The 20,632-nt window shown below is 76.1% G+C and carries 18 protein-coding genes and 1 pseudogene; 8 read left to right on the top strand and 11 right to left on the bottom strand.

The window, feature by feature from the left end; genetic code table 11:
• Window positions 1-33: 33 nt before the first annotated feature.
• The 3 genes and pseudogenes from F8568_RS34175 to F8568_RS48900 form a co-directional block, all read left to right on the top strand.
• Entirely contained in the window at window positions 34-2,010 is a 1,977-nt protein-coding gene (locus F8568_RS34175) for a bifunctional phosphatase PAP2/O-acyltransferase family protein (RefSeq protein ID WP_151597830.1), read from the top strand.
• Window positions 2,010-2,891, top strand: a complete 882-nt coding sequence (locus F8568_RS34170; protein ID WP_151597829.1) for a DMT family transporter — start codon at window positions 2,010-2,012, stop codon at window positions 2,889-2,891. Before F8568_RS34175 ends, F8568_RS34170 begins: the two co-directional genes overlap by 1 nt.
• A 185-nt stretch (window positions 2,892-3,076) precedes the next feature.
• A pseudogene (locus tag F8568_RS48900) lies at window positions 3,077-3,733 on the top strand (alpha/beta hydrolase-fold protein); the annotation flags it as partial.
• Between the two features lie 173 nt (window positions 3,734-3,906).
• On the opposite strand, the gene F8568_RS34160 reads toward F8568_RS48900, so the two are convergent.
• The 4 genes from F8568_RS34160 to F8568_RS34145 form a co-directional block, all read right to left on the bottom strand.
• On the bottom strand, window positions 3,907-5,115 hold the full coding sequence (locus F8568_RS34160) for a PucR family transcriptional regulator (protein WP_328601153.1): 1,209 nt from the start codon (window positions 5,113-5,115) through the stop codon (window positions 3,907-3,909).
• A gap of 173 nt (window positions 5,116-5,288) precedes the next feature.
• Window positions 5,289-6,602, bottom strand: a complete 1,314-nt coding sequence (locus F8568_RS34155; protein ID WP_151597828.1) for an acyltransferase family protein — start codon at window positions 6,600-6,602, stop codon at window positions 5,289-5,291.
• A gap of 102 nt (window positions 6,603-6,704) precedes the next feature.
• Complete coding sequence (locus F8568_RS34150; protein WP_151597827.1) at window positions 6,705-7,574, bottom strand: SAM-dependent methyltransferase; 870 nt, start codon at window positions 7,572-7,574, stop codon at window positions 6,705-6,707.
• 393 nt (window positions 7,575-7,967) lie between these two features.
• On the bottom strand, window positions 7,968-8,600 hold the full coding sequence (locus F8568_RS34145; RefSeq protein ID WP_151597826.1) for a GNAT family N-acetyltransferase: 633 nt from the start codon (window positions 8,598-8,600) through the stop codon (window positions 7,968-7,970).
• 100 nt (window positions 8,601-8,700) lie between these two features.
• On the opposite strand from F8568_RS34145, the gene F8568_RS34140 reads away from it, so the two are divergent.
• Entirely contained in the window at window positions 8,701-9,192 is a 492-nt protein-coding gene (locus tag F8568_RS34140; RefSeq protein ID WP_328601152.1) for a flavin reductase family protein, read from the top strand.
• Between the two features lie 35 nt (window positions 9,193-9,227).
• On the opposite strand, the gene F8568_RS34135 is transcribed toward F8568_RS34140, so the two are convergent.
• Both F8568_RS34135 and F8568_RS34130 read right to left on the bottom strand, forming a co-directional pair.
• Window positions 9,228-9,668, bottom strand: a complete 441-nt coding sequence (locus tag F8568_RS34135; protein WP_151597825.1) for a hypothetical protein — start codon at window positions 9,666-9,668, stop codon at window positions 9,228-9,230.
• A 108-nt stretch (window positions 9,669-9,776) separates the two neighbouring features.
• Entirely contained in the window at window positions 9,777-10,481 is a 705-nt protein-coding gene (locus F8568_RS34130) for a LysR substrate-binding domain-containing protein (RefSeq protein WP_160573866.1), read from the bottom strand.
• A gap of 338 nt (window positions 10,482-10,819) precedes the next feature.
• On the opposite strand from F8568_RS34130, the gene F8568_RS34125 reads away from it, so the two are divergent.
• The 4 genes from F8568_RS34125 to F8568_RS34110 all read left to right on the top strand — a co-directional run bounded on the left by F8568_RS34125 (window position 10,820) and on the right by F8568_RS34110 (window position 16,604).
• Window positions 10,820-12,931 carry a DNA/RNA non-specific endonuclease gene (locus F8568_RS34125; RefSeq protein ID WP_151597823.1) on the top strand — a complete coding sequence of 704 codons (2,112 nt, stop codon included), beginning with the start codon at window positions 10,820-10,822 and terminating at the stop codon, window positions 12,929-12,931.
• 175 nt (window positions 12,932-13,106) lie between these two features.
• A complete protein-coding gene (locus tag F8568_RS34120; protein ID WP_151597822.1) occupies window positions 13,107-14,207 on the top strand; it encodes a hypothetical protein in 1,101 nt (366 codons plus the stop codon).
• A gap of 236 nt (window positions 14,208-14,443) precedes the next feature.
• Window positions 14,444-15,625, top strand: a complete 1,182-nt coding sequence (locus F8568_RS34115; protein WP_151597821.1) for a DUF2235 domain-containing protein — start codon at window positions 14,444-14,446, stop codon at window positions 15,623-15,625.
• A 37-nt stretch (window positions 15,626-15,662) separates the two neighbouring features.
• On the top strand, window positions 15,663-16,604 hold the full coding sequence (locus F8568_RS34110) for a phosphotransferase (protein ID WP_151597820.1): 942 nt from the start codon (window positions 15,663-15,665) through the stop codon (window positions 16,602-16,604).
• 22 nt (window positions 16,605-16,626) lie between these two features.
• Here F8568_RS34110 and F8568_RS34105 read toward each other — a convergent pair whose 3' ends face one another.
• The 5 genes from F8568_RS34105 to F8568_RS34085 form a co-directional block, all read right to left on the bottom strand.
• The gene (locus F8568_RS34105; RefSeq protein ID WP_202125684.1) at window positions 16,627-17,544 is read right to left on the bottom strand and encodes a sensor histidine kinase; all 918 of its coding nucleotides are present in this window, start codon (window positions 17,542-17,544) and stop codon (window positions 16,627-16,629) included.
• Window positions 17,545-17,645: 101 nt separating this feature from the next.
• On the bottom strand, window positions 17,646-18,740 hold the full coding sequence (locus F8568_RS34100) for a carboxylate-amine ligase (protein WP_151597818.1): 1,095 nt from the start codon (window positions 18,738-18,740) through the stop codon (window positions 17,646-17,648).
• A gap of 115 nt (window positions 18,741-18,855) precedes the next feature.
• Window positions 18,856-19,038: a hypothetical protein gene (locus F8568_RS34095; protein WP_151597817.1), complete on the bottom strand. Its 183-nt coding sequence runs from the start codon at window positions 19,036-19,038 to the stop codon at window positions 18,856-18,858.
• 2 nt (window positions 19,039-19,040) lie between these two features.
• Window positions 19,041-19,250: an HGxxPAAW family protein gene (locus tag F8568_RS34090; RefSeq protein WP_151597816.1), complete on the bottom strand. Its 210-nt coding sequence runs from the start codon at window positions 19,248-19,250 to the stop codon at window positions 19,041-19,043.
• Between the two features lie 157 nt (window positions 19,251-19,407).
• Entirely contained in the window at window positions 19,408-20,586 is a 1,179-nt protein-coding gene (locus F8568_RS34085) for an acyl-CoA dehydrogenase family protein (RefSeq protein ID WP_151597815.1), read from the bottom strand.
• Window positions 20,587-20,632 lie beyond the last annotated feature (46 nt).

Genomic DNA, 20,632 nt, shown 5'->3' with positions numbered 1-20,632 from the left:
GGGTGGTGCGATGGCAGAGGCGGGAGGAGCGGCGTGACCCGGTGCGAGGCGGCCCCGTCCGGTGCGCGCGAGGACGAGCGCGGGCGCGCGGCCGCGGCCGCGCGCGAGATCGCCGCGGGGCTGGCCGTACTGGCGGTGTACCTGGCCTTCACGCACGCGTTCGCCGGGGCGCGGGCCGTCAGCGACGCCCACGGCCGGTCGCTGCTGGCCCTGGAGCGGTGGGCGCACCTGGACGTCGGGCACCAGCTCAACGGCGTGCTCATCCGGCACGGGTGGCTCGGCGCGCTGGCCGCGTGGGAGTACGCGACGACGTACGTGCTCGCCACCTTCGGGTTCGTCGGCTACCTGTGGTGGCGGCGCAGCCCCGCCTACCCGTGGGCCCGCAACATGCTGATCTGGATCACCCTGATCGCGATCTGCTGCTTCGCGGCCTGGCCGTCGACGCCGCCGCGGCTGCTGCCCGGCGAGGGGTACACCGACATCATCGCGCTGCACCATCCGCCCGCCACCTGGGGCACCGGCGCGGTCTCGGCCGGCGCGAACCCGTACGCGGCGATGCCCAGCCTGCACATCGGCTGGGTGGCGTGGATCGGCGTCGCCGCCGTCCGCGCCCGCTGCGGCGCCGCCGTCGCCTGCCTGTGCGCCCTGCACCTGGTGGTCACCGGCCTGGTGATCGTCGCGACGGCCGCGCACTACGTGGTGGACATCCCGGGCGGGCTGCTGCTGGTCCCCGCCGCGGCGGGCGCGGAGGCGCTGCGCGCCCGGCTCGTCCGGGCCGGGGTCTTGAGGGGCCTGCTGCCGGGGCACGATCTCCGGGGGGAGGCGGTACCGGACGCGCCCTCCGCCCCGCCGCGGCGGGCCGCCGCCGGCGCGCCGCCCGCGTCCGGGGAGAGCGGGGAGGTGCCGCAGGTCGTGGGAGGCGTCGCGGAGTTCACCGGGCCGGGCCCCGCCGCCGCGCGCGTGCGGGCGCTGCTGGCCGAGCGGCTGCCCGACCTGCCCCGGCTCACCGACCTGCCCCGGCCGGCCGGCCGGCTCCGCCCGCCCGGCGGGCCGGACCGCGCGCGCCTGGACGGCGCCGCGGAGATCGACCTTGGCTGGCACGTCCGCGAGACCGCGCTGCCCGCCCCGGGCGACCGCCGCGCCCGGGACGCGCTGGTCGCGCGGCTGATCGCGGAACCGCTCGGCGCCGGCCGCCCGCCGTGGCGGCTGCACCTGATCCGCGGCGGCGGGACGGCCCCGGACGCCGTGGTCGTGCTGCTCCACCGCGCCCTCGCGGACGGCGACGGCCCTCTCGGCCCGCTGCGCGGTATCCTCGACCCGGCCGCGGACGTCCCCGGGCCCGGCCGGAGCGCCGTGCTGCCGGCGCCCGCCCCGCCCGCCATGGCGGCGCCGCCCGCGATCGGCGGCGGCGCCGCGCCCCGGTACGGCTTCGGGACCGCCACGCTGCCGCTGGACCGGGTCCGCGAGGTCGCCCGCGCCGCCGGCGTCCGGCTCACCGCCCTGCTGGCCGCCCTCACCGGCGACGCCGCCGCCGAGGCCGCCGCGGAGGAGGGCGGGGCGCCGTCCGGCGCGTGGACGCTGCGCGTCGCCGTCGTGCCGGAGGAGCGCGGCGGCGACCGCCGGCTGGACGTCCCCGTCGACGACCGCCCGCTGCGCGAACGGCTCGCCGGCCTGCGCCGGGCCGCCGGGGACCGCCCGCCCGCGGGCCCGGCCCCGTTCGCCGGCGCGGTCGTCGCGACCCTGCGCGGGCCGTCCGGCCCGCTGCTGCTGGCGGGCGCGCCGCTCGGCGGCCTGCACCCGATCCTGCCGCCCGCCGGAAGCGTCCCGATCACGGTCGGGGCGCTGAGCCGGGACGGCGCCCTGCACGTCTGCGTGGTCGCCGAGACGCGGGCGCTGCCCGCGCCGGACCGGTTCGCCGGCGGCCTGCTGCGCGCGTTCGAGAAGCTGGCGGCCGAGTTCGGCGTCGACGCCGGTCCCGGCCGCAGCGGCGCGCAGACCGGAACGCCTTGATGGCGTGGTCCGCCGCGTTCAGCGTGCTGGCGGCGCTGCTGTTCGCGGCGGCCGCCGCGCTGCAGTACCGCGCGGCGCGCCGCGCCGTGGGGGAGGGCAAGGGCCGTGTCCCGGCCGCCCGGCTGATCGGCGCGCTGCTGCGCGATCCGGTCTGGCTGGCCGGGTGGGGCTCCAACCTGGCCGGGTTCATGAGCCAGGCCGCCGCCCTGCACCTCGGCTCCACGGCGCTCGTCCAGCCGCTGCTGGTCACCCAGCTGGCGTTCACGATCCTGCTCGGCGCGGCCGTGACCGGCCGCCGCCCCGCCCGCGGCGACCTGGTCGGCGGGATCGCCGTCACCGCGGGCCTCGCGGTGCTGTTCACCGTGCCCGGCGCGATCCCCGCGCAGGGCGAGCCGTCCCGGCCGCGGCTGATCCTCGCCGGCCTGGCCGCCGTCCCGTTCGTGCTGGCGCTGTCGCGCGCCGCGAACCTGCGCCGCGGGACGGTCCGGGCGGTGCTGCTCGGCGTCTGCTCCGGGCTGATGTTCGCGGCGACCGCCGTGCTCATCAAGCTCACCACCGCCGACCTGGTCGAGCGCGGCGTCGGCGCGACGGCGCTCGACTGGCCCGGGTACGCGCTCGCCGGGTCCACGCTGCTCGGGCTCGTGCTGGAGCAGAAGGCGTTCGCCGCCGGGTCGCTGCCCGCCGCGATGACCGCGATGACGATGACCAACCCCGTCGCGTCCTACGTGCTGGCCGTCTTCGCCTTCCACACCGAGCCGCCGCATTCGCCGTCGGCGTTCGCGGCGGTCGCGCTGAGCGCCGTCCTGCTCACCGCCGGGGTGACCGTCCTGTCGCACTCCCAGTCCGCGCCCGGCCGCGCCGACGAGGCCGCGGCCACCTGAGCCCGCCGGTCCCGGCCGCGCCCGGTGCGGATCGCGCGGAACCTTCGCGGCCCTCCGGAGATCCAATCGGGTGACCACGCCCTCCGGAAGGACTCTCGTTGATCTCCAGACGCGCGCTGCTCATCGGCGGACTCGGCGCCTTCGCGGCGGCGGGCGGGACGGGCTACGCCCTCGTCGAGAACGACGTGCTGCCCGGCCGGGTCCGCCTCGACAAGGCCCTCGGCCGGTGCGGGAGCGTGCCCGCGCCGCCGACCGCGTCCACGACCGTCCGGCGGCCGGCCTGGCGGTCGGCGCACCGCCGCACGAACGTCACCGCCACCGTCGTCCTGCCCGCGCGGAACCGGTCCCTGCGCGGCCTCCCGGTCGCCGTCGCCCTGCACGGCAGCGGCGGCGACGGGGCGTCCGCCGTGCGGGCCCTCGCGCTGGACCACTACCTCCCGGACGCGGTCGCGCGCGGCGGCGTCCCCCCGTTCGCGATCGCGGCCGTCGACGGCGGGCCCGACACCTACTGGCACGCCCGGGCGGACGGCGACGACCCCATCGGCATGATCGTCGACGAGCTGCTGCCGCGGCTGGCGGCCGAGGGCGCCCGCACCGGCCGGATCGGCGTCATCGGCTGGTCGATGGGCGGCTACGGCGCCCTCGTGCTGGCGCGCAGGCTGGGCGCGCGGCGCACGGCCGCCGCCGTCGCCTCCTCGCCCGCCCTGTTCGCCTCCTACGCGGACGCGCGCGGCACCAACGCGCGGTCCTTCGACGACGCGGCCGACTTCGCCCGCAACGACGTCTTCGGCGACCTGGACGCGCTGAAGGGCATCCCGATCCGCGTCGACTGCGGCACGAGCGACCCGTTCGCGCCGATGGCCCGCAGGCTGCGCGGGCGCATCCACCCGGAGGGCTCCATGGGCCGCGGATGCCACGACGGCGGCTTCTGGCGCCCGCGCCTCCCGGCGCAGCTCGCGTTCCTCGGCCACCACCTCGCCGCGTCCCAGCCCGGCCGGCCGCCGGGAGGGCCGCGTCAGGCGGACTCCTCCGCGCGCCCGGACCGCACCAGCCAGCTCAGCATCAGCATCAGGTCGAGCCGCCCGTCGAGGTCGGTGAACCGGCCGCCGGTCAGCTCGGTGATCCGCCGCAGCCGGTACCGGACGGTCTGCTCGTGGATGTGCAGCCGCTCCGCCGCGACCACCGCGTTGTCGCCGGACTGCAGGTAGGTCAGCAGCGTCTCGGCGAGCGGCTGCCGGCGCGCCGGCGCCAGGTCGAGCAGCGGGCCGAGCACCGCCCCGGCGGTCGCGCCGACCAGCTCCTCGGCCGCGAGCGTGGCCAGCGGGGCGATGTGCTCGGCGCACCGGACCGGCCCCCCGGCGGGCAGCAGCCCGCGCTCGACCAGCGTCAGCGCGTGCCGCGCCCACCGCAGCGACACCGCGCCCTGCGTGAGCGGCACCGTCGGTCCGATCGCGGCGGTGCCGATCCGCCGCAGCGCCGGCCACAGCCGGTCCTGCCCCGGCCCCTCGGGGTCGGGGACGACCAGGTACGGGACGGGCGCGTCCCACGCGGCGAGCACCGCCGGCGGCAGGATCCGGGCGCCCGCGGGCGCCCCGGCGGGCAGCGCGACCAGCCCGACGCTGCGCGGCGGGTCCCAGCGCGCCGCGACCGCCAGCTCGGTGATCGCCTCGTGCCCGGGCGACGGCTCGGCGACGAGCGCGTCGCGCAGCCGCTCGCGGCGCTGCTCCCGCTCGGTCGCCAGCTGCCCCTGCTCGCGGGCGTACCCCTGCGCCGCCGCGTCGGCGACCCGTGCCAGCAGCATGAACAGCGAGTCGGTCAGCCGGCCCAGCGTCTCGCGCGACCAGCCGAGCCGGTAGGCGTCCTTGATGAACCGGCGGCAGGCGATCTGGCTGCTCACCCGCATCGCGTTCTGCAGCGCCTCCAGCCCGCGCCCCTGCCGGGCCTCCAGCTCGCCGAGGTGCATGTACAGCTCGGTCAGGTGCCGCGCGTCGGCGTCGGGGTGGTCGACCGAGTCGACGAAGAACGCGACCGTGTCGCTGACGGTCCGCTCGACCCGCAGGGCGTACTCGCCGCGGCCGTCGCCCGCGTACTCGGGGACCTGGTCGCGGATCTCCCGCTCCATCTCCTCGACCGCCGCCTGCAGGTGCTGGCGCAGCAGGTCGGGCAGCTCGGCGGGCATGGAGCCGTGCGCCGCGCGGCCTCCGTCCGGCAGGGGACTGACCACAGGGACCTCCCTCCGGGCGGGTGAACCGGCGGCCTCACCCTAGGCAAGAAAGTGATCGCTGTCACCATCCGGTGCACGCGCGGTGAAGGCGGATGCCCGGACGGGAGGTTTCCTCGAATCCTCCTGTCATGCGTATCACGTGCCCCGCCGGCCCCGGCCGTTCCCCCCGGTGGCTAGGAAGCGGCGGGCTCGGGCCGCGGCGCGGGCGGTTCCGCCGGCGGCTCCGGCGTGCGGCCGGGCCGCCGGGCCAGCCGGCGGCCGAGGCGTTGCGCGGGCCGCTCCACGTAGCGGTGGGCCAGTCCGGCGGCGACGAGGACGCCGGCCAGCAGCACGCCCTCCCAGGCCAGCCGCACCCACAGCGGCATCGCGTCGCGCTCCCCGGCGGCCCGCCAGACCGTCTGGACGACCATCGGGTGCAGCAGGTACACCGAGTAGCTGACGAGCCCCAGCCACATCAGTGCCCGGGGCATGCGGCGGTGCCGCAGGGCCAGGCCGCCGAGGAAGGTCAGCCAGGCGGCGGCCACGCCGATCGACCAGTCGACGCCGAGCGACTGCGGGTACCCGTGCTCGGTCCACGTCGCGGGCGGGCGCAGGCCCGCCAGCAGCGTCAGGGCCGGGACGAGGGCGACCATCGCCGCGGCGGGCCGCGCGCGCAGCCGGCCGTCCTGGATGCCGCGCACCGCCGTCCCGGCGAACATCGTGGCGATGATGCACAGGCTCTCGATCCCGCCGATCCGGCTGTCCAGCACGAGCAGCGTCAGCGCGAGCGCCGCCACGATCGCGACGCCCGCGCGGCGCACCGCCGGGCGGGCGCTGACCATGGCCGCGATGCCCGCCGCGAGCGCGAACGCGGCGACCATCGGGGTCGCGCCGGGCCACCGGGTGGCCAGCAGCCCCGACGGCAGCGAGACGCCGAGCATCGCCGCCGCCACGCCGAAGCCGAGGGAGACCCGCGCGCTCGCGCCCTTCACGCCCGCGATGAACATCGCGGTGATGAGCAGGTAGAACACCATCTCGTAGGACAGCGTCCAGAAGACGTTGACGACGTTGGGCACGCCGAGCAGGTCCTGCAGCATCGTCAGGTGCGCGACCGCGGAGATCCACGGGCGGTCGCCGAGCCCCTGCGGCAGGCCCCACGACACCCCGCTCGCGCCGAGCGCCAGCATCAGCCCGACGGACATGAACCAGGCCGGGTACAGCCGGAAGAGCCGGCCGACCCAGAACGCCCGGACGCTGCCCCGCCGCACCAGCGAGAACGGAACGACATAGCCGCTGATCAGGAAGAACAGGAAGACCCCGTACCGCCCGAAGTCGAACCACGGGCTCACGTTCCGGCGGACCTCGGGGAGCAGCACGTCCAGCGAGTGCTCGAACACCACCACCAGGGCGGCCACGCCTCGCAGGGCGTCGAGCCAGCCCATCCGGGCCGCCGGGGCCGCCGGCGCGCCGCTTGCCTTCGTTTCCGTGGTGAGAGTGTTCGTCGGCATCCGGGCCACCCTAGGGGCCCGGCCTCCATGCTCCCAACAGACCCCCTGAACATCACCTGAACGCGGCGTGTCGGGGAACCGGCACTCAAGGTCACCGCGCGGCTAGGCGCGGATGCCGACCCCCGCGTACAGGACCGCTGCCGCCCCGTCCGCCCGGGGCGGGGTCCCGGCGCGCCACCGTGCGGCCGGAACGACGCCCGGGGGCAGCGGCGTGAACGGCCCGAACAGCCCCTCGATCTCGCGGGCGCGGCGGGGCAGCAGCGGGCCCGCGCCCGCCGCCGCGTACCGCCGGGCCGCCTCGGCGACCGCCCCGGGCGCGTGGTCGGCGGTGGCGTGCGAGACGACGAGCGCGCTGCCCGGAGCCGCCGCGGCGCCGAGCGCGGCGACCGGGACGCGCGGGTCCGGCAGGAAGTGCAGGACGGAGGAGAACACCAGCGCCACCGGCTCGGCCGGGTCGATCAGCCGCCGCACCTGCGGGGCCGCCAGGATGGCGGCCGGGTCGCGCAGGTCGGCGCGGAGCGCGGCGATGTTGCCGCCCTCGACCAGCAGCGCGCGGGCGTGCGCGATGACCAGCGGGTCGGCGTCGACGTACACGACGCGGGTGCCGGCCACGTGCCGGGCCGCCATCTGGTGCAGGTTGTCGGCGGCGGGCAGGCCGCAGCCGAGGTCGAGGAACTGCCGCACGCCGCGCTCGGCGCAGGCGCGGACCGCGCGGGCGAGGAACGCGCGGCCCTCGCGCGCGGCGCCGGCCGCCTGCGGCAGGACGTCCAGGACCTGCCGGGCGAGGTCGCGGTCGGCGGCGTAGTTGTCCTTGCCGCCGAGGAGGTGGTCGTGGACGCGGGAGGAGGCGGGCCGGTGCAGGGCGAGCGGGGCGTCCGCGCCCGCGGGCGCGGGGGAGGCGTCCCCGGCCGGCTCGGCCGCCGGCGGGGGCACGGCGGCGAGAGCCCGGGTGCCCACCGCGGGGACGCTCATGTCCGCGCCGTCCTCGCCTCGGGCGCCGGCCGGCCTGGTGCGGCACGACGGCGTGCGCGGGGGAGGCGGGTGCGGGACGGCGGGCGGCACGTCGTCATGGGCGCTTCACCAATCGTGGGGTGGCTACTCCTCGACGGTAGGCCGATCGGGGCGCGGTGCGTCGGCGGCGCCCGCCGGTCCGGCCGAGATCCGCCGCCCGCGATGGCCGCATCGGGTCAACCGCGTTTGGCGGTGTTCCGCGGTTCGCGCGGCGCGGGTGACGGGCAGCAGGGAAGCGGCGGGGTGACGGGCCGTCGCCGGGCGCGCACGCTTCCGGCGGCGCCCTCCCGAAGATGGCCTCTTCCGGCCATGACAGCGGCTTAACCGGAGGTGCACCCGCGTGTCGGGAGCCGGTCAGCCGCCGCCCGGGTCCCGCCACATCAGCCACACCGGCGGGCAGCCGCGGCCCGGCAGGGCGAGCTCCCGCGTCACCCGGAACCCGAACCGCTCGTAGTACGGGACGTTGCGCTCCTTGGAACTCTCGAGGTAGGCCGGGACGCCCTCGGCGTCGCAGCGGTCCAGCCGGGACCGCAGCAGCGACCCGCCGAGCCCGTTGCCCTGCGCGGGCGGGTCGGTGCCGAGGATCGCCAGGTACCAGTGCGGCTCCGCCGGATGGTGCTTCTCGATCTCGCCGAGCGCGCGCAGCGCCGCCGGCACCCGGCGGCCGAGCGCGCGCAGCAGCGGCACGCCCTGCAGCGCCTGGGCGCGCAGCGGGACGCGCCAGAGGCCGGGCGGGTCCCACAGCGCGGCGGCCTCGACGTCCGGTCCGCGGCCGGCCGCCTCGGTGCCGCCGTGCCGCAGGTGCATCTGCCGCAGCAGGATGCCGAACACGCCGGTCAGCCGGCGGACGCGGGACGCCTCGTCGGGCAGGATCCAGCCCCAGACCGGGTCGTCGTCGAACGCGCGCCCGAGCACCGCGGCGATCCCGGCGGCGTCGGCGCCGCCGGCCGCGCGGACGAGCGGGGACGGCTGGGACTGGGACGTCATGGCGCGGCCTCCTCGGACGGGCCGATCCTCGCCCGCCGCCCGCCGTGCGTCAAGCCGGCGGCGGCCCGCCCTCCCGGTGGTGGCGGCATAGGCTGCCGGGGTGGACAGCGATGAGTTCGTCGCCGGTTCCGACTACCCGATGTTCGTGGTGACGGCGGCCGATCCGGGCACGGGGGAGCGGGACGGGTGCCTGGTCGGGTTCGCCACGCAGACCAGCATCGACCCGTTTAGGTTCCTGGTGTGCCTGTCCCGGCGCAACCGCACCTGCAGGACGGCCGAGGCGGCGGCGGTCCTCGCCGTGCACGTCCTCGGGCAGGACGAGGACCAGCGGGAACTCGCCGCCCTGTTCGGTGCGCGGACCGGCGACGACGTCGACAAGTTCGCCCGGTGCTCCTGGCGTCCCGGGCCCGAGGGCGTGCCGCTGCTCTCGGCGGCCCGCCGCCATCTGGCCGGCCGCGTCCTGGAGCGCGTCGACCTGGGAGACCACGTCGGCTTCCTGCTGGACCCGATCGAGGTGGCGGGGGACGGCGGGGCCGCCCCGCTCACCTTCCGCTCGCTGCCGGACCTGGAACCTGGCCATCAGGCCGGCTGACCCGCGCCGGAGCCGGTCCGGCCCCCGCCCGCCCGTCAGCGGCGGCGGCCGCGGCGCTCCTCGCGGGCCCGGCTCAGCTCCTCCAGCACCAGCGTGGCGCCGATTCCGAGCAGCCAGGTGTCCTTGGCGAGCACGACGCCCTGCTGGGTGGGCCGGAGCCCCTCGCGCATGCCGGGAAGCCGCAGGTAGAGGCCGGCCAGCCCGGTCGCGAACGCGGTGAGGGCCGCGCCCACCAGGAGCGTCGGTACGAGCGGGGTGACCAGCGCGGTGCCGAGCGCGACCTCGGCGGTGCCGAGGGTGCGGGTGAACGCGGCCTTGTCCTGCGACTCCAGGAACGGGTAGGCGGTCTTGGCGGTGCCGTGGATGTACTCGGCCGTCCCCTCGTCGCCCTTGAGCTTCGACAGGCCCGAGTTCAGGACGAACGCCCCCACGGCCAGCCGCACGGGCATCTGGTGCGCGCGAGCAAGAAAACGCATGGTTCCCCATAACGATCGGGAGATTCCGGGCACAGGGATCATTCCCGCCGGGTGCCCGCCGCACCTGAAGCCGCGGTCAAGTCTCGGCCACGGCCGGCCGACCGCCGCTCAGGACGCGAGGCGGTCCTCCGTGAAGTGCTCGGCGGCGGCCCGCAGCGCCTCGGCGCACGCGTCGACGGCCGGGCCCGCGGCCTCGGTCCGCCACGCCGCGTGGATCTTGCGGCGCACGACCGGGCGGGTGGCGAGCATCCGGACGCCGGCGGGGACGGGGTCGCGGCCGGGCCGCTGGATCATCGCGGCGGCCGTCCCGGCGGCGACGAGCGCCAGCCGGGTCGGGTAGTCGGCCACGTTGCAGGCGATCTCGGGGTCGACGCTGTGCTCGCGCAGCGTCTGGACGATCTGCCTCTCGCAGGTCCCGCCGGCCGTCCAGGCGGCCCACCGCAGGCCGCCCAGCTCATGCAGGTCGACGGTGCGGCGCCGGGCGAGCGGGTGCGCGGCCGGGAGCGCCAGGTCGATGACGTCGCAGGACAGCAGGACGTTCGGCACCGAGGCGGGGAACGGGGCCGGCAGCGTGTCCCAGCTCTCCACCACCGCCACGTCGAGGTCGCCGCGCGCCAGGGCGGGCAGCAGGTTCTCCGCCTCGCCCTCCCGGAGGGTGGGCGACAGCCCCGGGTGCCGCTCGCCCAGCGCGGCGAGCGCGGGCGGCAGCACCGACCGGGCGGCGGTGACGAACGCGCCGAGCCGCACCGGCCCGGTCACGTCGGCGCGCAGCCCGTCCAGCTCGGCGGCGGCCGCCGACAGCTGCGCGAGCACCCGCGCGGCGGTGCTCGGCGAGCGCCCCGGCCCCGTGCGGATCGCGGGCTGCGCGCTCGTCCTCGCGGCGGTCCGCCTGGCCGGACGCCCCCGCGCCGAGCGATCCGGCGCCCCGACTTCTGGTCGCCCCGGGGCAGACGAGCCGGCGGCTGATTGCGCGTCCGCGCCGGCCGGTCGCGCCGGACGCTGAGCCGTGCAATTCCGTCAAGTAGTGGGGATGCTTTCCGGTCGAGATGGTAATAGGCGATATTTCCGAGAGAGGGTGGTGTGTGGTTGTTTGCCGGTCCGGGTAGTCGGCCCGCAGGCAACCGTGACGTCATGAACCGTCGGGGGCGGGAATGGACCAGCGCGCATATGAACGGGAGCAGGAGCACGAGCAGGAGCGGCAGCACGCGGCCGCGGCGGGCCGGGTGGCCGAGCGGATCCAGGAGCGGCGCGCCCACGAACAAGTACTGGCCGCGCCCGGCGGGCTGGCCCGCGCCGACACGTCCGAGCGGATCGGCCTGCGCGCCGACCGGCTCGGCCGCTTCTCCCCGGACGGAGATCTGCTCGGCCCCGCCGCGGACCGGCCCGGCACCGGGCTTGAAAAGATCATCAAAACCGTGGACTACGTGGGCGTGCGCTACCTCGACGCCGGGGTGGCCGCGGCGCGGGCGGTGGGCCGGGTCGGCATCCGGGACGGGCGCGGGAACCTCGTCGGGTTCGGCACCGGCTCGATGGTGTCGCCGGACCTGCTGCTCACCAACCACCATGTGCTGCCTGACGCGGGTGTCGCCCGTACCAGCCTGATCGAGTTCAACTACCAGGACGGCGTCGACGGCAGGCCCCTTCCCGCCACCGCGTGCCCGCTCGACCCCGACCGGTTCTTCCTGGCCGACGAGGCCCTGGACGTCGCGCTGGTCGCGGTCCGCGCCCCGGCCGGGGCGCCGGCCGCCTTCGGGTTCAACCCGCTGATCGAGGCCGAGGGCAAGGCGATCATCGGGGAGTTCGTCACGATCGTGCAGCACCCGGGCGGCGGCCGGAAGCAGGTGGCGCTGCGCGAGAACCGGATCGTCGACGTCCTCGACCAGTACCTGCACTACGCGGCCGACACCGAACCCGGGTCGTCCGGGTCGCCGGTCTTCAACGACCAGTGGGAGATCGTGGCGCTGCACCACGCGAGCGTGCCCGCGCCCGAGCACGCCGACCTCGGCGGCGTCATCAACGAAGGAGTCCGGATCAGCCGGATCTGCCGCCTGGTCCGGGAGGCGGCGCTGCCCGCGCCGCAGCGCGCGCTCGCCGACCTGGCCTTCGCGCCTGAGACGGCCGCGCTCGCCGCGCCCGCCCCTGTCGGCCCGCCCGCCGCGGCAACGCCCGCCGCGGTCCCGCCGCAGGCCGGCGGCGCGAGGGCCGGGACGCCCGTCCTGCAATCGGCTTCGGCGGTTCCCGCCACCCCGCCCTCCTCGTCCGCCGCGGGGACGGCGACGCCCCGCGCGACGGCGACGCCCCTCGCAACGGCGGAGGTCCACACGGCCGCGCGGCACGGGGAGGTCGCGGTCTCGATCCCGTTGGAGATCACGGTCCGGCTCGGCACCGGAGGCGGGGACGGGGCCGCGGGCGGGGAACCGAAGACGGCCGAGGCGATCACGATCGACCCGGATTACGGCAGCCGGAAGGGCTACGATCCGCGTTTCCTCTCCGCCGAGGTGCCGATGCCGGTCCCGTCGCCGGCGATGGCGTCCGCCGTGTCCGGTGAGCTCCGGTACCACCATTTCAGCGTCGTCATGCACCGGCACCGGCGGCTGGCGCTGTTCACGGCGTGCAACATCAACGGCGTGCTCGCGCGGCCGCCCAGACGGGAGGCCGACCGCTGGATCTTCGATCCCCGGCTGGCGATCGGCGAGCAGACCGGCGAGGACGTCTACCGGGACAACCCCCTGGACCGCGGGCACCTGGTCCGGCGCGTCGATCCCGCGTGGGGGACGACCGATGGGGAGGCCAAGGCGGCCAACGACGACACCTTCCACTTCACCAACTCCACCCCGCAGCACCACGCCTTCAACGCGGGCCAGACGCTGTGGGCCGGGCTGGAGGACTACATCCTGCACAACGCCGACAACCTCGATCTGCTGGTCAACGTCTTCACCGGCCCGGTGCTGGCGCCCGACGACGAGGCCTACCGGGGCGTGCTGCTGCCGCGCCAGTTCTGGAAGGTCGTCTCGATGGTCACCGGGACGGGGCGGCTGTCGGCGACCGCCTACCTGCTCAGCCAGTCCTCGCTCATCGCCGATCTCCCCACCGTGGAGTCCTTCTCCTACGGCGCCTACCGCACCTACCAGGTGCCGGTCAGGCGCATCGCCGACCTCACCGGTCTGGGCCTGGACGCCTGCGTCCAGGCGGATCCCCTGGAACGGCTGGAGACGACGCCGGCGCCGCGCGAGGTCGTGCGCCCCGAAGACCTGGTGCTCTGAGCCCCCGAAGAGGGGTGGATATGGCAATTCCGCCAATGCCGGCTCGCCACATGCTGTCACCTCTGATTTCCGACTTTATGGGAGGTAGTCAATCCGCTGACCCGCGACCAAGAGAGGGCGCGCCGCCGATGGGCATGGAGATTCCGAGGACGACCACGCATGAAGGGAAGCCCCGATGACTCCTGTCGTGTGGAGCGGCATCGAATGCCCGGCCGTCGTGGTGTCGGTCGTGGGGACCTCGATCGGCCCCTTCTCGAACATGCTCCACGTCATCGACGAGAACGGCGAGGTGTGGAGCGGCGAGCTGTGGGCGGGCGCGCCCGGCGGCTTCGTCGTCCCGCCCGGCTCCTGGGTCCGCCAGGGCCCGCCCGCCGCCGGCGTCACCGCCGCCGTGGGCGTCGGGGTGCTGAACATGGAGGGCAGCGAGCCCCGTCCGACCTGGGTTTTCGTGGTCGGCAGCGACGGGCGCCTGTGGGCGAGGACGGCCGAGGACCGGGAGGGCGAGGTCCGGTGGACCTGGGTCGACCACGGCGCCCCCGGCGGCGGGCCGATCAGCACCGCCGCGGCGCCGGTCGCGGTCGACTTCTTCGGCGGGCCCCCGGCCGTCCACGTCCTCGGGGACGACGGGCGCCTCTGGATGCGATCCCTCGCCGGCGGCGACTGGCGCTGGACCGACCGCGGTGTGCCGCAGGGGCAGCCGATCTTCGCGATCGTCGGGGCCGCCGCACCCGGCGGAGCCGGGTTCCTGCCGGTCGCCGTCACCGTCACGGGTGACGGACATCTGTGGGCCGACGTTCCGGAGGGCGACGCCTTCCCGTGGACCGACCTCGGCACCCCGGACGCCACCGAGAGGATCGGCGCGGGGATCGGCGTCGGGGTCGAGGACGCCGGCTCCACGGCGCTGCGCATCGTCGGCGTCGGCGCTCCGAGCGGCCAGGTGTGGAGCAGCCGATGGGAGCCCGGGAGGCCTCCGCTCTGGACGCCGCACGGGCGGCCGGGGGACCAGCGCATCCGCGCCGGCCTCGGCACCGTGCCCGACGCGGACCGGACGGGCCACCTCACCGCGGTCATCGGGCACGACCGGCAGGTCTGGGTCGTCCCGTCGGCGAGCGAGGGCGGGGCGTGGACCCGCTGGGACCCCCCGACCGCCTCCACCGCGATCGCCTGCGGAAAGGCCGTGTCGCTGGGCCGCCCGTGCGCGGTGGTGCTGGACGACCAGCGGCACGTCCACATCGTGAGCCCGGCGCCCGAACCCGAGGACGGGGAGATGCGCTGATGGCGGCCGTCAACCGGACAAGGCGCGCGACGCCGCGGGGATCCGCTCGCTCTCGGCGACCGGCTTCCTCGACGGCGGCGGCCGGGCCCGGGCGTGCGCCGCCCGGCGAGGGCGGCCTGCAATGGGAGCGAAAGGGCGGTCGGACGGTGACGGTGGGGCCGATGTGTCCCGGTTTGGTGTGGACGGCGGGGGTGATGGTGCACGTATGAGCCCACTTCGCACCGGAGGAGGCCGGGATGACCAAGCGACTCGTCGTCTGCTGCGACGGCACCTGGAACTTCGCCGACCAGGCCACCGCGGGGCGGCCCGCGCCGACCAACGTCACCAAGATCGCTCTGTCCGTCGCCCCGGAGGACCCCGCGGGGGTGGAGCAGCGCGTCTACTACCACTGCGGGGTCGGGACAACCCGGTGGGAGCGCTTGCGCGGGGGCGCGTTCGGCTTCGGGCTCGCCAGGAACGTCCTCGACGCGTACCGCTTCGTCATCGACGACTATGCCGCCGGTGACGACCTGTTCCTCTTCGGCTTCAGCCGGGGCGCGTACACCGCCCGCAGCCTCGCCGGGCTGATCCGCAACTGCGGCGTCCTGCGCAGGGAGAACGCCGACCGCGTCCAGGAGGCCTGGGAACTGTACCGGAACGCGGCCGAGAAGCCGTCCGGGGTGGCTTCGGCGCTGTTCCGCCGGGCGTACTCGTACGATCCGCGCATCCGGTTCCTCGGGATGTTCGACACGGTCGGCGCCCTGGGCGTCCCGGCGATGGGCCCGCGATGGCTCAGGCCGCTGGCCGAGCGGCTCAACCGTCGCCGGGAGTTCCACGACACCAGGCTCAGTTCCCGGGTCGACGGCGCGTTCCAGGCGCTGGCGATCGACGAGCGCCGGGAGGTCTTCGAGCCCGCGCTCTGGCACCAGAAACCGGGCGCCGACGGGCAGGAGATGAAGCAGGTCTGGTTCAGCGGGGCGCACTGCGACGTCGGCGGCGGCTGCCCCGACGCGTCCCTGTCCGACATCGCCCTGCTCTGGATGGCCGACCGGGCGCGGGCCTACGGCCTCGGGTTCCGTCCGGGCGCGTTCGGTCCGGACGGCCCCGCGGACATGGCGCCGAGCGAGAGCACCCTGTTCAGGGTGGCGCCGGACATGATGGCCCGTCCACATGACTCGTTGACGAGGTTCTACCGCCTGATGCCGGCCGTGGACCGGCCGATCGGCAAGTGCGCCGACAGCCGGTCCCACCGCCTCGACGGGAACGAGTACGTCGCCTCGACGGCCAAGGAGCACTTCGAGAGGGACGTCACGTACAGCCCGCCCCAGTTGGCCGAGTACCTGAGCCTGAACGGCCGCCTCGAACCCGCGGTCGGCGCCCTGGACGGAGCCGCCCGCCGCCCGTGCAAGGCGGCCCGGGAGGCGAAAGCCCGCAGGTGACCGCTCGAGGCGCCGCGGCCGGGTACGGTTCATCGGCGTGACGACTCCGCCGGCGCCCCCGCCCGCTCCCGAATGGGAGCCCGAGCACGAGGTGACGGCGGAGGCCGCCGCCGCGCTGGTCGGCGCCCGGTTCCCCGGCCTCGCGGGCGCCCCGGTGGAGGCGCTCGCGACCGGCTGGGACAACACGGTCTTCCTGGTCGGCGGCGAGTGGGCGTTCCGCTTCCCGCGCAGGCGCATCGCCGTCCCCGGCGTCGAGCGCGAGATCGCGGTGCTCCCAGCGATCGCCCCGCGCCTGCCGCTGCCGATCCCCGTGCCGTGCTTCACCGCCGGGCCGTCGGAGGAGTTCCCGTGGCCGTTCTGGGGCGCGCGGATGATCCCCGGCCGCGAACTCGCCGAGGTCCGGCCCCCGGACGAGGACCGGACCGCCCTCGCCGCGCAGGTCGGCGCGTTCCTGCGCGCGCTGCACGACCCGGCGCTCGCCGCGGAGGCGGGGGACGGGCTGCCGCACGACCCGATGCGGCGGGCCGACCCCGCCGTCCGCGCCGCGCGCACGTACCCCCGGCTCGACGCGCTGGCCGGCCTCGGCGTCCGGGAGCGGGACGGCGCCGTCATGGACCTCCTGGCCGAGGCGCGGCACCGGGACGCCCCGGCCGGCGGACCGGTGCTCGTCCACGGGGACCTGCACGTCCGCCACCTGCTGCTCGCCCCGGACGGGCGCGCCGCCGGGGTGATCGACTGGGGCGACCTCTGCCTGGCGGACCCGGCCGCCGACCTGTCGATCGCCTACGCGGGATTCGCCGGTCCGGCCCGTGCGGCGCTGCTGGCCGCCTACGGGCCCGTCCCGCCGGGCCGGGAGGCCGCCGCGCGGGTGCTGGCGGTCAACCTCAGCGCGACCCTCGCCGAATGGGCCGCCTCCACCGGGCGCGCGGCGCTGCTCAGCGAGGCGCTCGCCGGCCTGGACCGGGCCGTCGCGGACTGAGCGGGCCGAGCGGGCCGGGGGCTCAGACCCGCATGTACACGCGGATCGCGGTCCCGCCGGGCCCGGTGTGCATGCGGACGAGGTCCGCGAGATGGTTGACCAGCAGGATGCCGCGGCCGCCGAACGGGCTCATCGCCGCGGGGCGCCGGCCGGCAAGCGGGTCGGTGATGGTGCCGGCGTCGCTGACCTCGCAGACGACCTGGCCGTCCTCGGACCAGATCCGCGCCGTCCCCGTCCCGCCGCCGTGCAGGCAGGAGTTGGCGGCCAGCTCGTGCACGGCCACCTCGAGGTCGCCCGCGGGCTCCGGCTCGAGGCCGAGGCGCAGCGCCCACCGGCAGGTGAACTCGCGGACTCGCGGGAGCGCGTCCAGGCCGAAGGTCATCCGGGCGGCGCCGGACGGCTCGGGCAGCGGCCGGTTGTAGGAGCTGATGACGCGGCCGGGCGCGTAGTCGCCGCTGGTGCGCTCGCCATCCCGGTCGATGAGCACCGGGTGGGTGGCGCGGGCGTCGGAGATCGCGACCGGGTCCAGCCCCGCCAGGTCGTAGGGGCACAGGATGGACGCCTCCCGCCCGGCGAACGCCAGGTTGATCAGCGCCTCGTGCTGGGCGCAGGCGGGGTACTCGGTGCCGGTCCGGCCCGGCCAGACCGGCTCCCCGATGATCCGCACACGCCCGGCGGGGTGCCGGTCGGCGAACTCGCGCAGCACCCCGGGGATGATGCGGCCCGGGTTGCGGCCCGCCTGCGCCATGTCCAGCCACCGGACGCCGGCCGCGGCGTCTCCGAGCGCCTCGCGCAGCATGCCGAGACGGGGCCCGGGGACGGCGACGGCCACCGGTTCGCCGGCGTCGAGACCGCCGCGCAGGAACGGGACCGTGCCGGCGAGGTACTCCGCGTCGCCGCGGTAGAAGAGGGCGGGGTGGACGAACGGATCCCCGGGCATCGCGTCCGGATCCATGCCCTCGTGGCCTCCAAGCCGTCGGTGAACGCCGTTCACTCGAACGACTACCCGCGAACCAGCAGGTGAAAACGGCGTGAATCATCTCATAGGCGGCGCGGGCGGAGGAGGGCGGCGTCCACCACGTCGGTGAGCCGGCCCCGCCGGCGGTACGCGGCGCGCTGCCGCTCCGCGCCCGTCCCGCCCGTGATCAGCCGCCGCACCCCGGCCGCGGCCCGGTCCAGGTCGCCGCTGTCGCGCAGCGCCGGCAGGACGTGCGCGAGCAGGTCCCCGGCCAGCTCGCGGAACGTCGCCGGACGGCCCGTGCACACGTCGACCCCGCGGCCCGCCAGGCCGTCGCGCGCCGCCAGCCAGTACGCCGCCCGCAGCATCTCCTGCGCCGGCTCGGGCGCCGGATCCCCGGCCTCCACCGCGCGCACCGACATCTCCACCAGCGCGCGGATCAGCGCGGCGAACACCGCCGCGTCCGCCGCGGTGGGCGCCACGTCCCCCAGCCGCACCTCGACCGTGGGCAGCCGAGCCGACGGCCGGACGTCCCAGAAGATCGTCCCGGTGTCCATCAGCGCGCCGCAGCCCAGCAGCGTGCCGACCAGCTCCTCGTAGTGCCCGTACGACTCGAAGTACGGCGGCGGCCCGGCCACCGGCCAGCGCGCCCACGCCATGACCCGCCAGCAGGCGTGCCCGGTGTCGCGGCCCGCCCAGTACGGGGAGTTGGCGGCGAGCGCCAGCAGCGTCGGCAGCCAGGGCCGCAGGTGGTTGCTGACCGCGACGGCCCGCTCCCGGTCGGGCATCTCGACGTGGACGTGGCAGGAGCAGATGCTCTGCTCGTCGTCCAGCGCCCGGTAGACCGCGAGGCTCTCGGCGTAGCGGGCGCCCGCGCCGATCGGCGCCGGCACGAGGTCGCCGAGCACGGGCGTGCCGGTCGCGGCGAGCCGCACGCCCTCGGCGGCCGCGGCGTCCGCCATCGCGGCGCGCATCGACCCGACCTGCTCCTCGAGCTTGTCCAGGTCGTCGCAGGGCGGGGTCTTCGCCTCGGCGAGGAAGTCGACCAGCTCGGTGGAGGCGCGCTCGCCGAGCGCCCGCTCCGCGCGCCGCACCACGGCGGCGGCGCGGGGGACGACCTCCCGGGAACCGGGATCGACGACGAAGTACTCCTCCTCGACTCCCATTCGCAGGGCCATCCCACCACCTCGGGGTCGGGGGCTCGCAGGCGGCCGCGTCCCTTCGACGGTACGTTCTCGCGGCCCGCTTCGCACCCGCCGGACGCGGTCGCGTCCGGGAGAGGGCCGGCAGGCGTCAGGGACCCTTGTCGACGAAGTACATCGACAGGGCGATGATGTGCGTGACCACGACGACGCCGATGCCGAAGAAGAACAGCATCTTCGCAGGGCCGTGCGGGAAGACGGTCCCGGGCTTCAGCGGCCCGCGCTCGCGCTGCCGGGCCGCGATCCGCTCCTCGATGGGCGGCCGCTTGAACACGGCTACTGCCGCGGGTCGTCGACGACGACGTCGGTCATGATGTCGACCGCGAGGGCGATGATCCCGCCGATCACGGCGACCGCGGCGCCCGCGCCGAACACGACCCAGTCGGGGCCCATGACGACCCCCACGCCGCCGATGACGAAACCGACGAAGATGATGGCCACGGCGACCCAGGACTTGGGGCGCCCGGCGTGGCTGCCAGTCGACATGCGCAGTCTTCTCTTTCCGCGTTCGGTGGGGGACGCGGACCCGTCGTGATCGGGTCCTCGACGCCGAACTCTAGCAACGCCCCGCCCGCCCGGCCGCAGCGGGGCGGCCGCCCGGCCCGCAGCCGCGCCGCCGCCGCGCCCGCCCCGGCGCGCGGCGTCACACGAACGCGCCCTGCCCCGTCGCCGCGCGGCCGACGATCAGCGTGTTGATCTCCCGGGTGCCCTCGTAGGAGTAGAGCGCCTCGGCGTCGGCGACGAAGCGCCCGATGCCGTAGTCGAGGACGATCCCGTTGCCGGCCATCAGCTCGCGCCCCCAGCCGACCGCCTCGCGCATCCGGCTGGTGCAGTACGCCTTGGCGAGCGCGGAGTGCTCGTCGCGGTAGAGCCCCTCGTCCTGCAGCTGCGCCAGCCGCACCACCATGCCGAGCGAGGCCGTCGCGTTCCCCAGCATCCGCACCAGCAGGTCCTGGACGAGCTGGAACTTGGCGATCGGCCGCCCGAACTGCTCGCGCCGCACCGCGTAGTCGCGGGCGATCTCGTAGGCGGCGAGCATCACCCCGACGGCCTGCCACGCCACGCCGCTGCGGGTGCGGCGCAGGATCGCGGCGGTGTCCTTGAAGCTCCGCGCGCCGGGCAGCCGATCGGACTCGGGGACCACGCAGTCCTCGAAGGCCAGGTCCGCGTTCTGCACGGTGCGCAGCGCGATCTTGTTCTCGATGCGGGTCGCGGTGAAGCCGGGCGAGTCCTTGCCGACGACGAACCCCTTGACCTGGTCGTCGGCCTCGTCCCTGGCCCACACGACGACGAGGTCGGCAAACGTGCCGTTGCCGATCCAGCGCTTGGCGCCGTTCAGCACCCACGAGTCGCCGTCGCGGCGCGCGGTGGTGCGCAGCCCCGCCGCGACGTCGGAGCCGCCCTCCGGCTCGGTCAGGGCGAACGCGCCGATCTTCTCCATCCGCGCCATCGCGGGCAGCCACCGCTCGCGCTGCTCCGGCGACCCGCAGCGGCCGATGCTGCCCATCGCCAGGCCGGTGTGGACCCCGAAGAACGTGGCCATGGACGGGTCGACGCGCGCCATGTCCATCGCGAGGAACCCGGTGAGCAGGCTGCTCGGCCGCTCCCCGGGGCACTCGTCGTGGGCGAGCCCGGCGATGCCCAGCTCGCCGTACCGCGGGACGAGGTCGAAGGGGAACTCGGCCCGCGCCCAGCAGTCATCGGCGATCGGCGCCACCTTCGACTCCAGGAAGTTCCGCACCCGCTCGACGATCTCCTTCTCGGAGTCGTCGAGCAGGTCTTGCATGTGGTAGAGGTCACCCGGCAGCGGATCCAGCGTCATGCGCTTGCCTCTTCCCCGGTGCCCGGACCGCTAACCGGCGGCCCGC

This window comes from Actinomadura physcomitrii, from assembly GCF_008923205.2.
GTDB classification, from domain to species: domain Bacteria; phylum Actinomycetota; class Actinomycetes; order Streptosporangiales; family Streptosporangiaceae; genus Spirillospora; species Spirillospora physcomitrii.
Note: the sequence above shows the minus strand (reverse complement) of the source record. Positions and strands in the feature narration are given on the sequence as shown.

Excerpts from the sequence above, each read along its gene's own strand:
- F8568_RS34170 (WP_151597829.1), top strand. The coding sequence starts at position 2,010 with ATGGCGTGGTCCGCCGCGTTCAGCGTGCTGGCGGCGCTGCTGTTCGCG.
- F8568_RS34155 (WP_151597828.1), bottom strand. The coding sequence starts at position 6,602 with ATGCCGACGAACACTCTCACCACGGAAACGAAGGCAAGCGGCGCGCCG.
- F8568_RS34150 (WP_151597827.1), bottom strand. The coding sequence starts at position 7,574 with ATGAGCGTCCCCGCGGTGGGCACCCGGGCTCTCGCCGCCGTGCCCCCG.
- F8568_RS34145 (WP_151597826.1), bottom strand. The coding sequence starts at position 8,600 with ATGACGTCCCAGTCCCAGCCGTCCCCGCTCGTCCGCGCGGCCGGCGGC.
- F8568_RS34135 (WP_151597825.1), bottom strand. The coding sequence starts at position 9,668 with ATGCGTTTTCTTGCTCGCGCGCACCAGATGCCCGTGCGGCTGGCCGTG.
- F8568_RS34125 (WP_151597823.1), top strand. The coding sequence starts at position 10,820 with ATGGACCAGCGCGCATATGAACGGGAGCAGGAGCACGAGCAGGAGCGG.
- F8568_RS34120 (WP_151597822.1), top strand. The coding sequence starts at position 13,107 with ATGACTCCTGTCGTGTGGAGCGGCATCGAATGCCCGGCCGTCGTGGTG.
- F8568_RS34115 (WP_151597821.1), top strand. The coding sequence starts at position 14,444 with ATGACCAAGCGACTCGTCGTCTGCTGCGACGGCACCTGGAACTTCGCC.
- F8568_RS34105 (WP_202125684.1), bottom strand. The coding sequence starts at position 17,544 with ATGCCCGGGGATCCGTTCGTCCACCCCGCCCTCTTCTACCGCGGCGAC.
- F8568_RS34100 (WP_151597818.1), bottom strand. The coding sequence starts at position 18,740 with ATGGCCCTGCGAATGGGAGTCGAGGAGGAGTACTTCGTCGTCGATCCC.
- F8568_RS34090 (WP_151597816.1), bottom strand. The coding sequence starts at position 19,250 with ATGTCGACTGGCAGCCACGCCGGGCGCCCCAAGTCCTGGGTCGCCGTG.
- F8568_RS34085 (WP_151597815.1), bottom strand. The coding sequence starts at position 20,586 with ATGACGCTGGATCCGCTGCCGGGTGACCTCTACCACATGCAAGACCTG.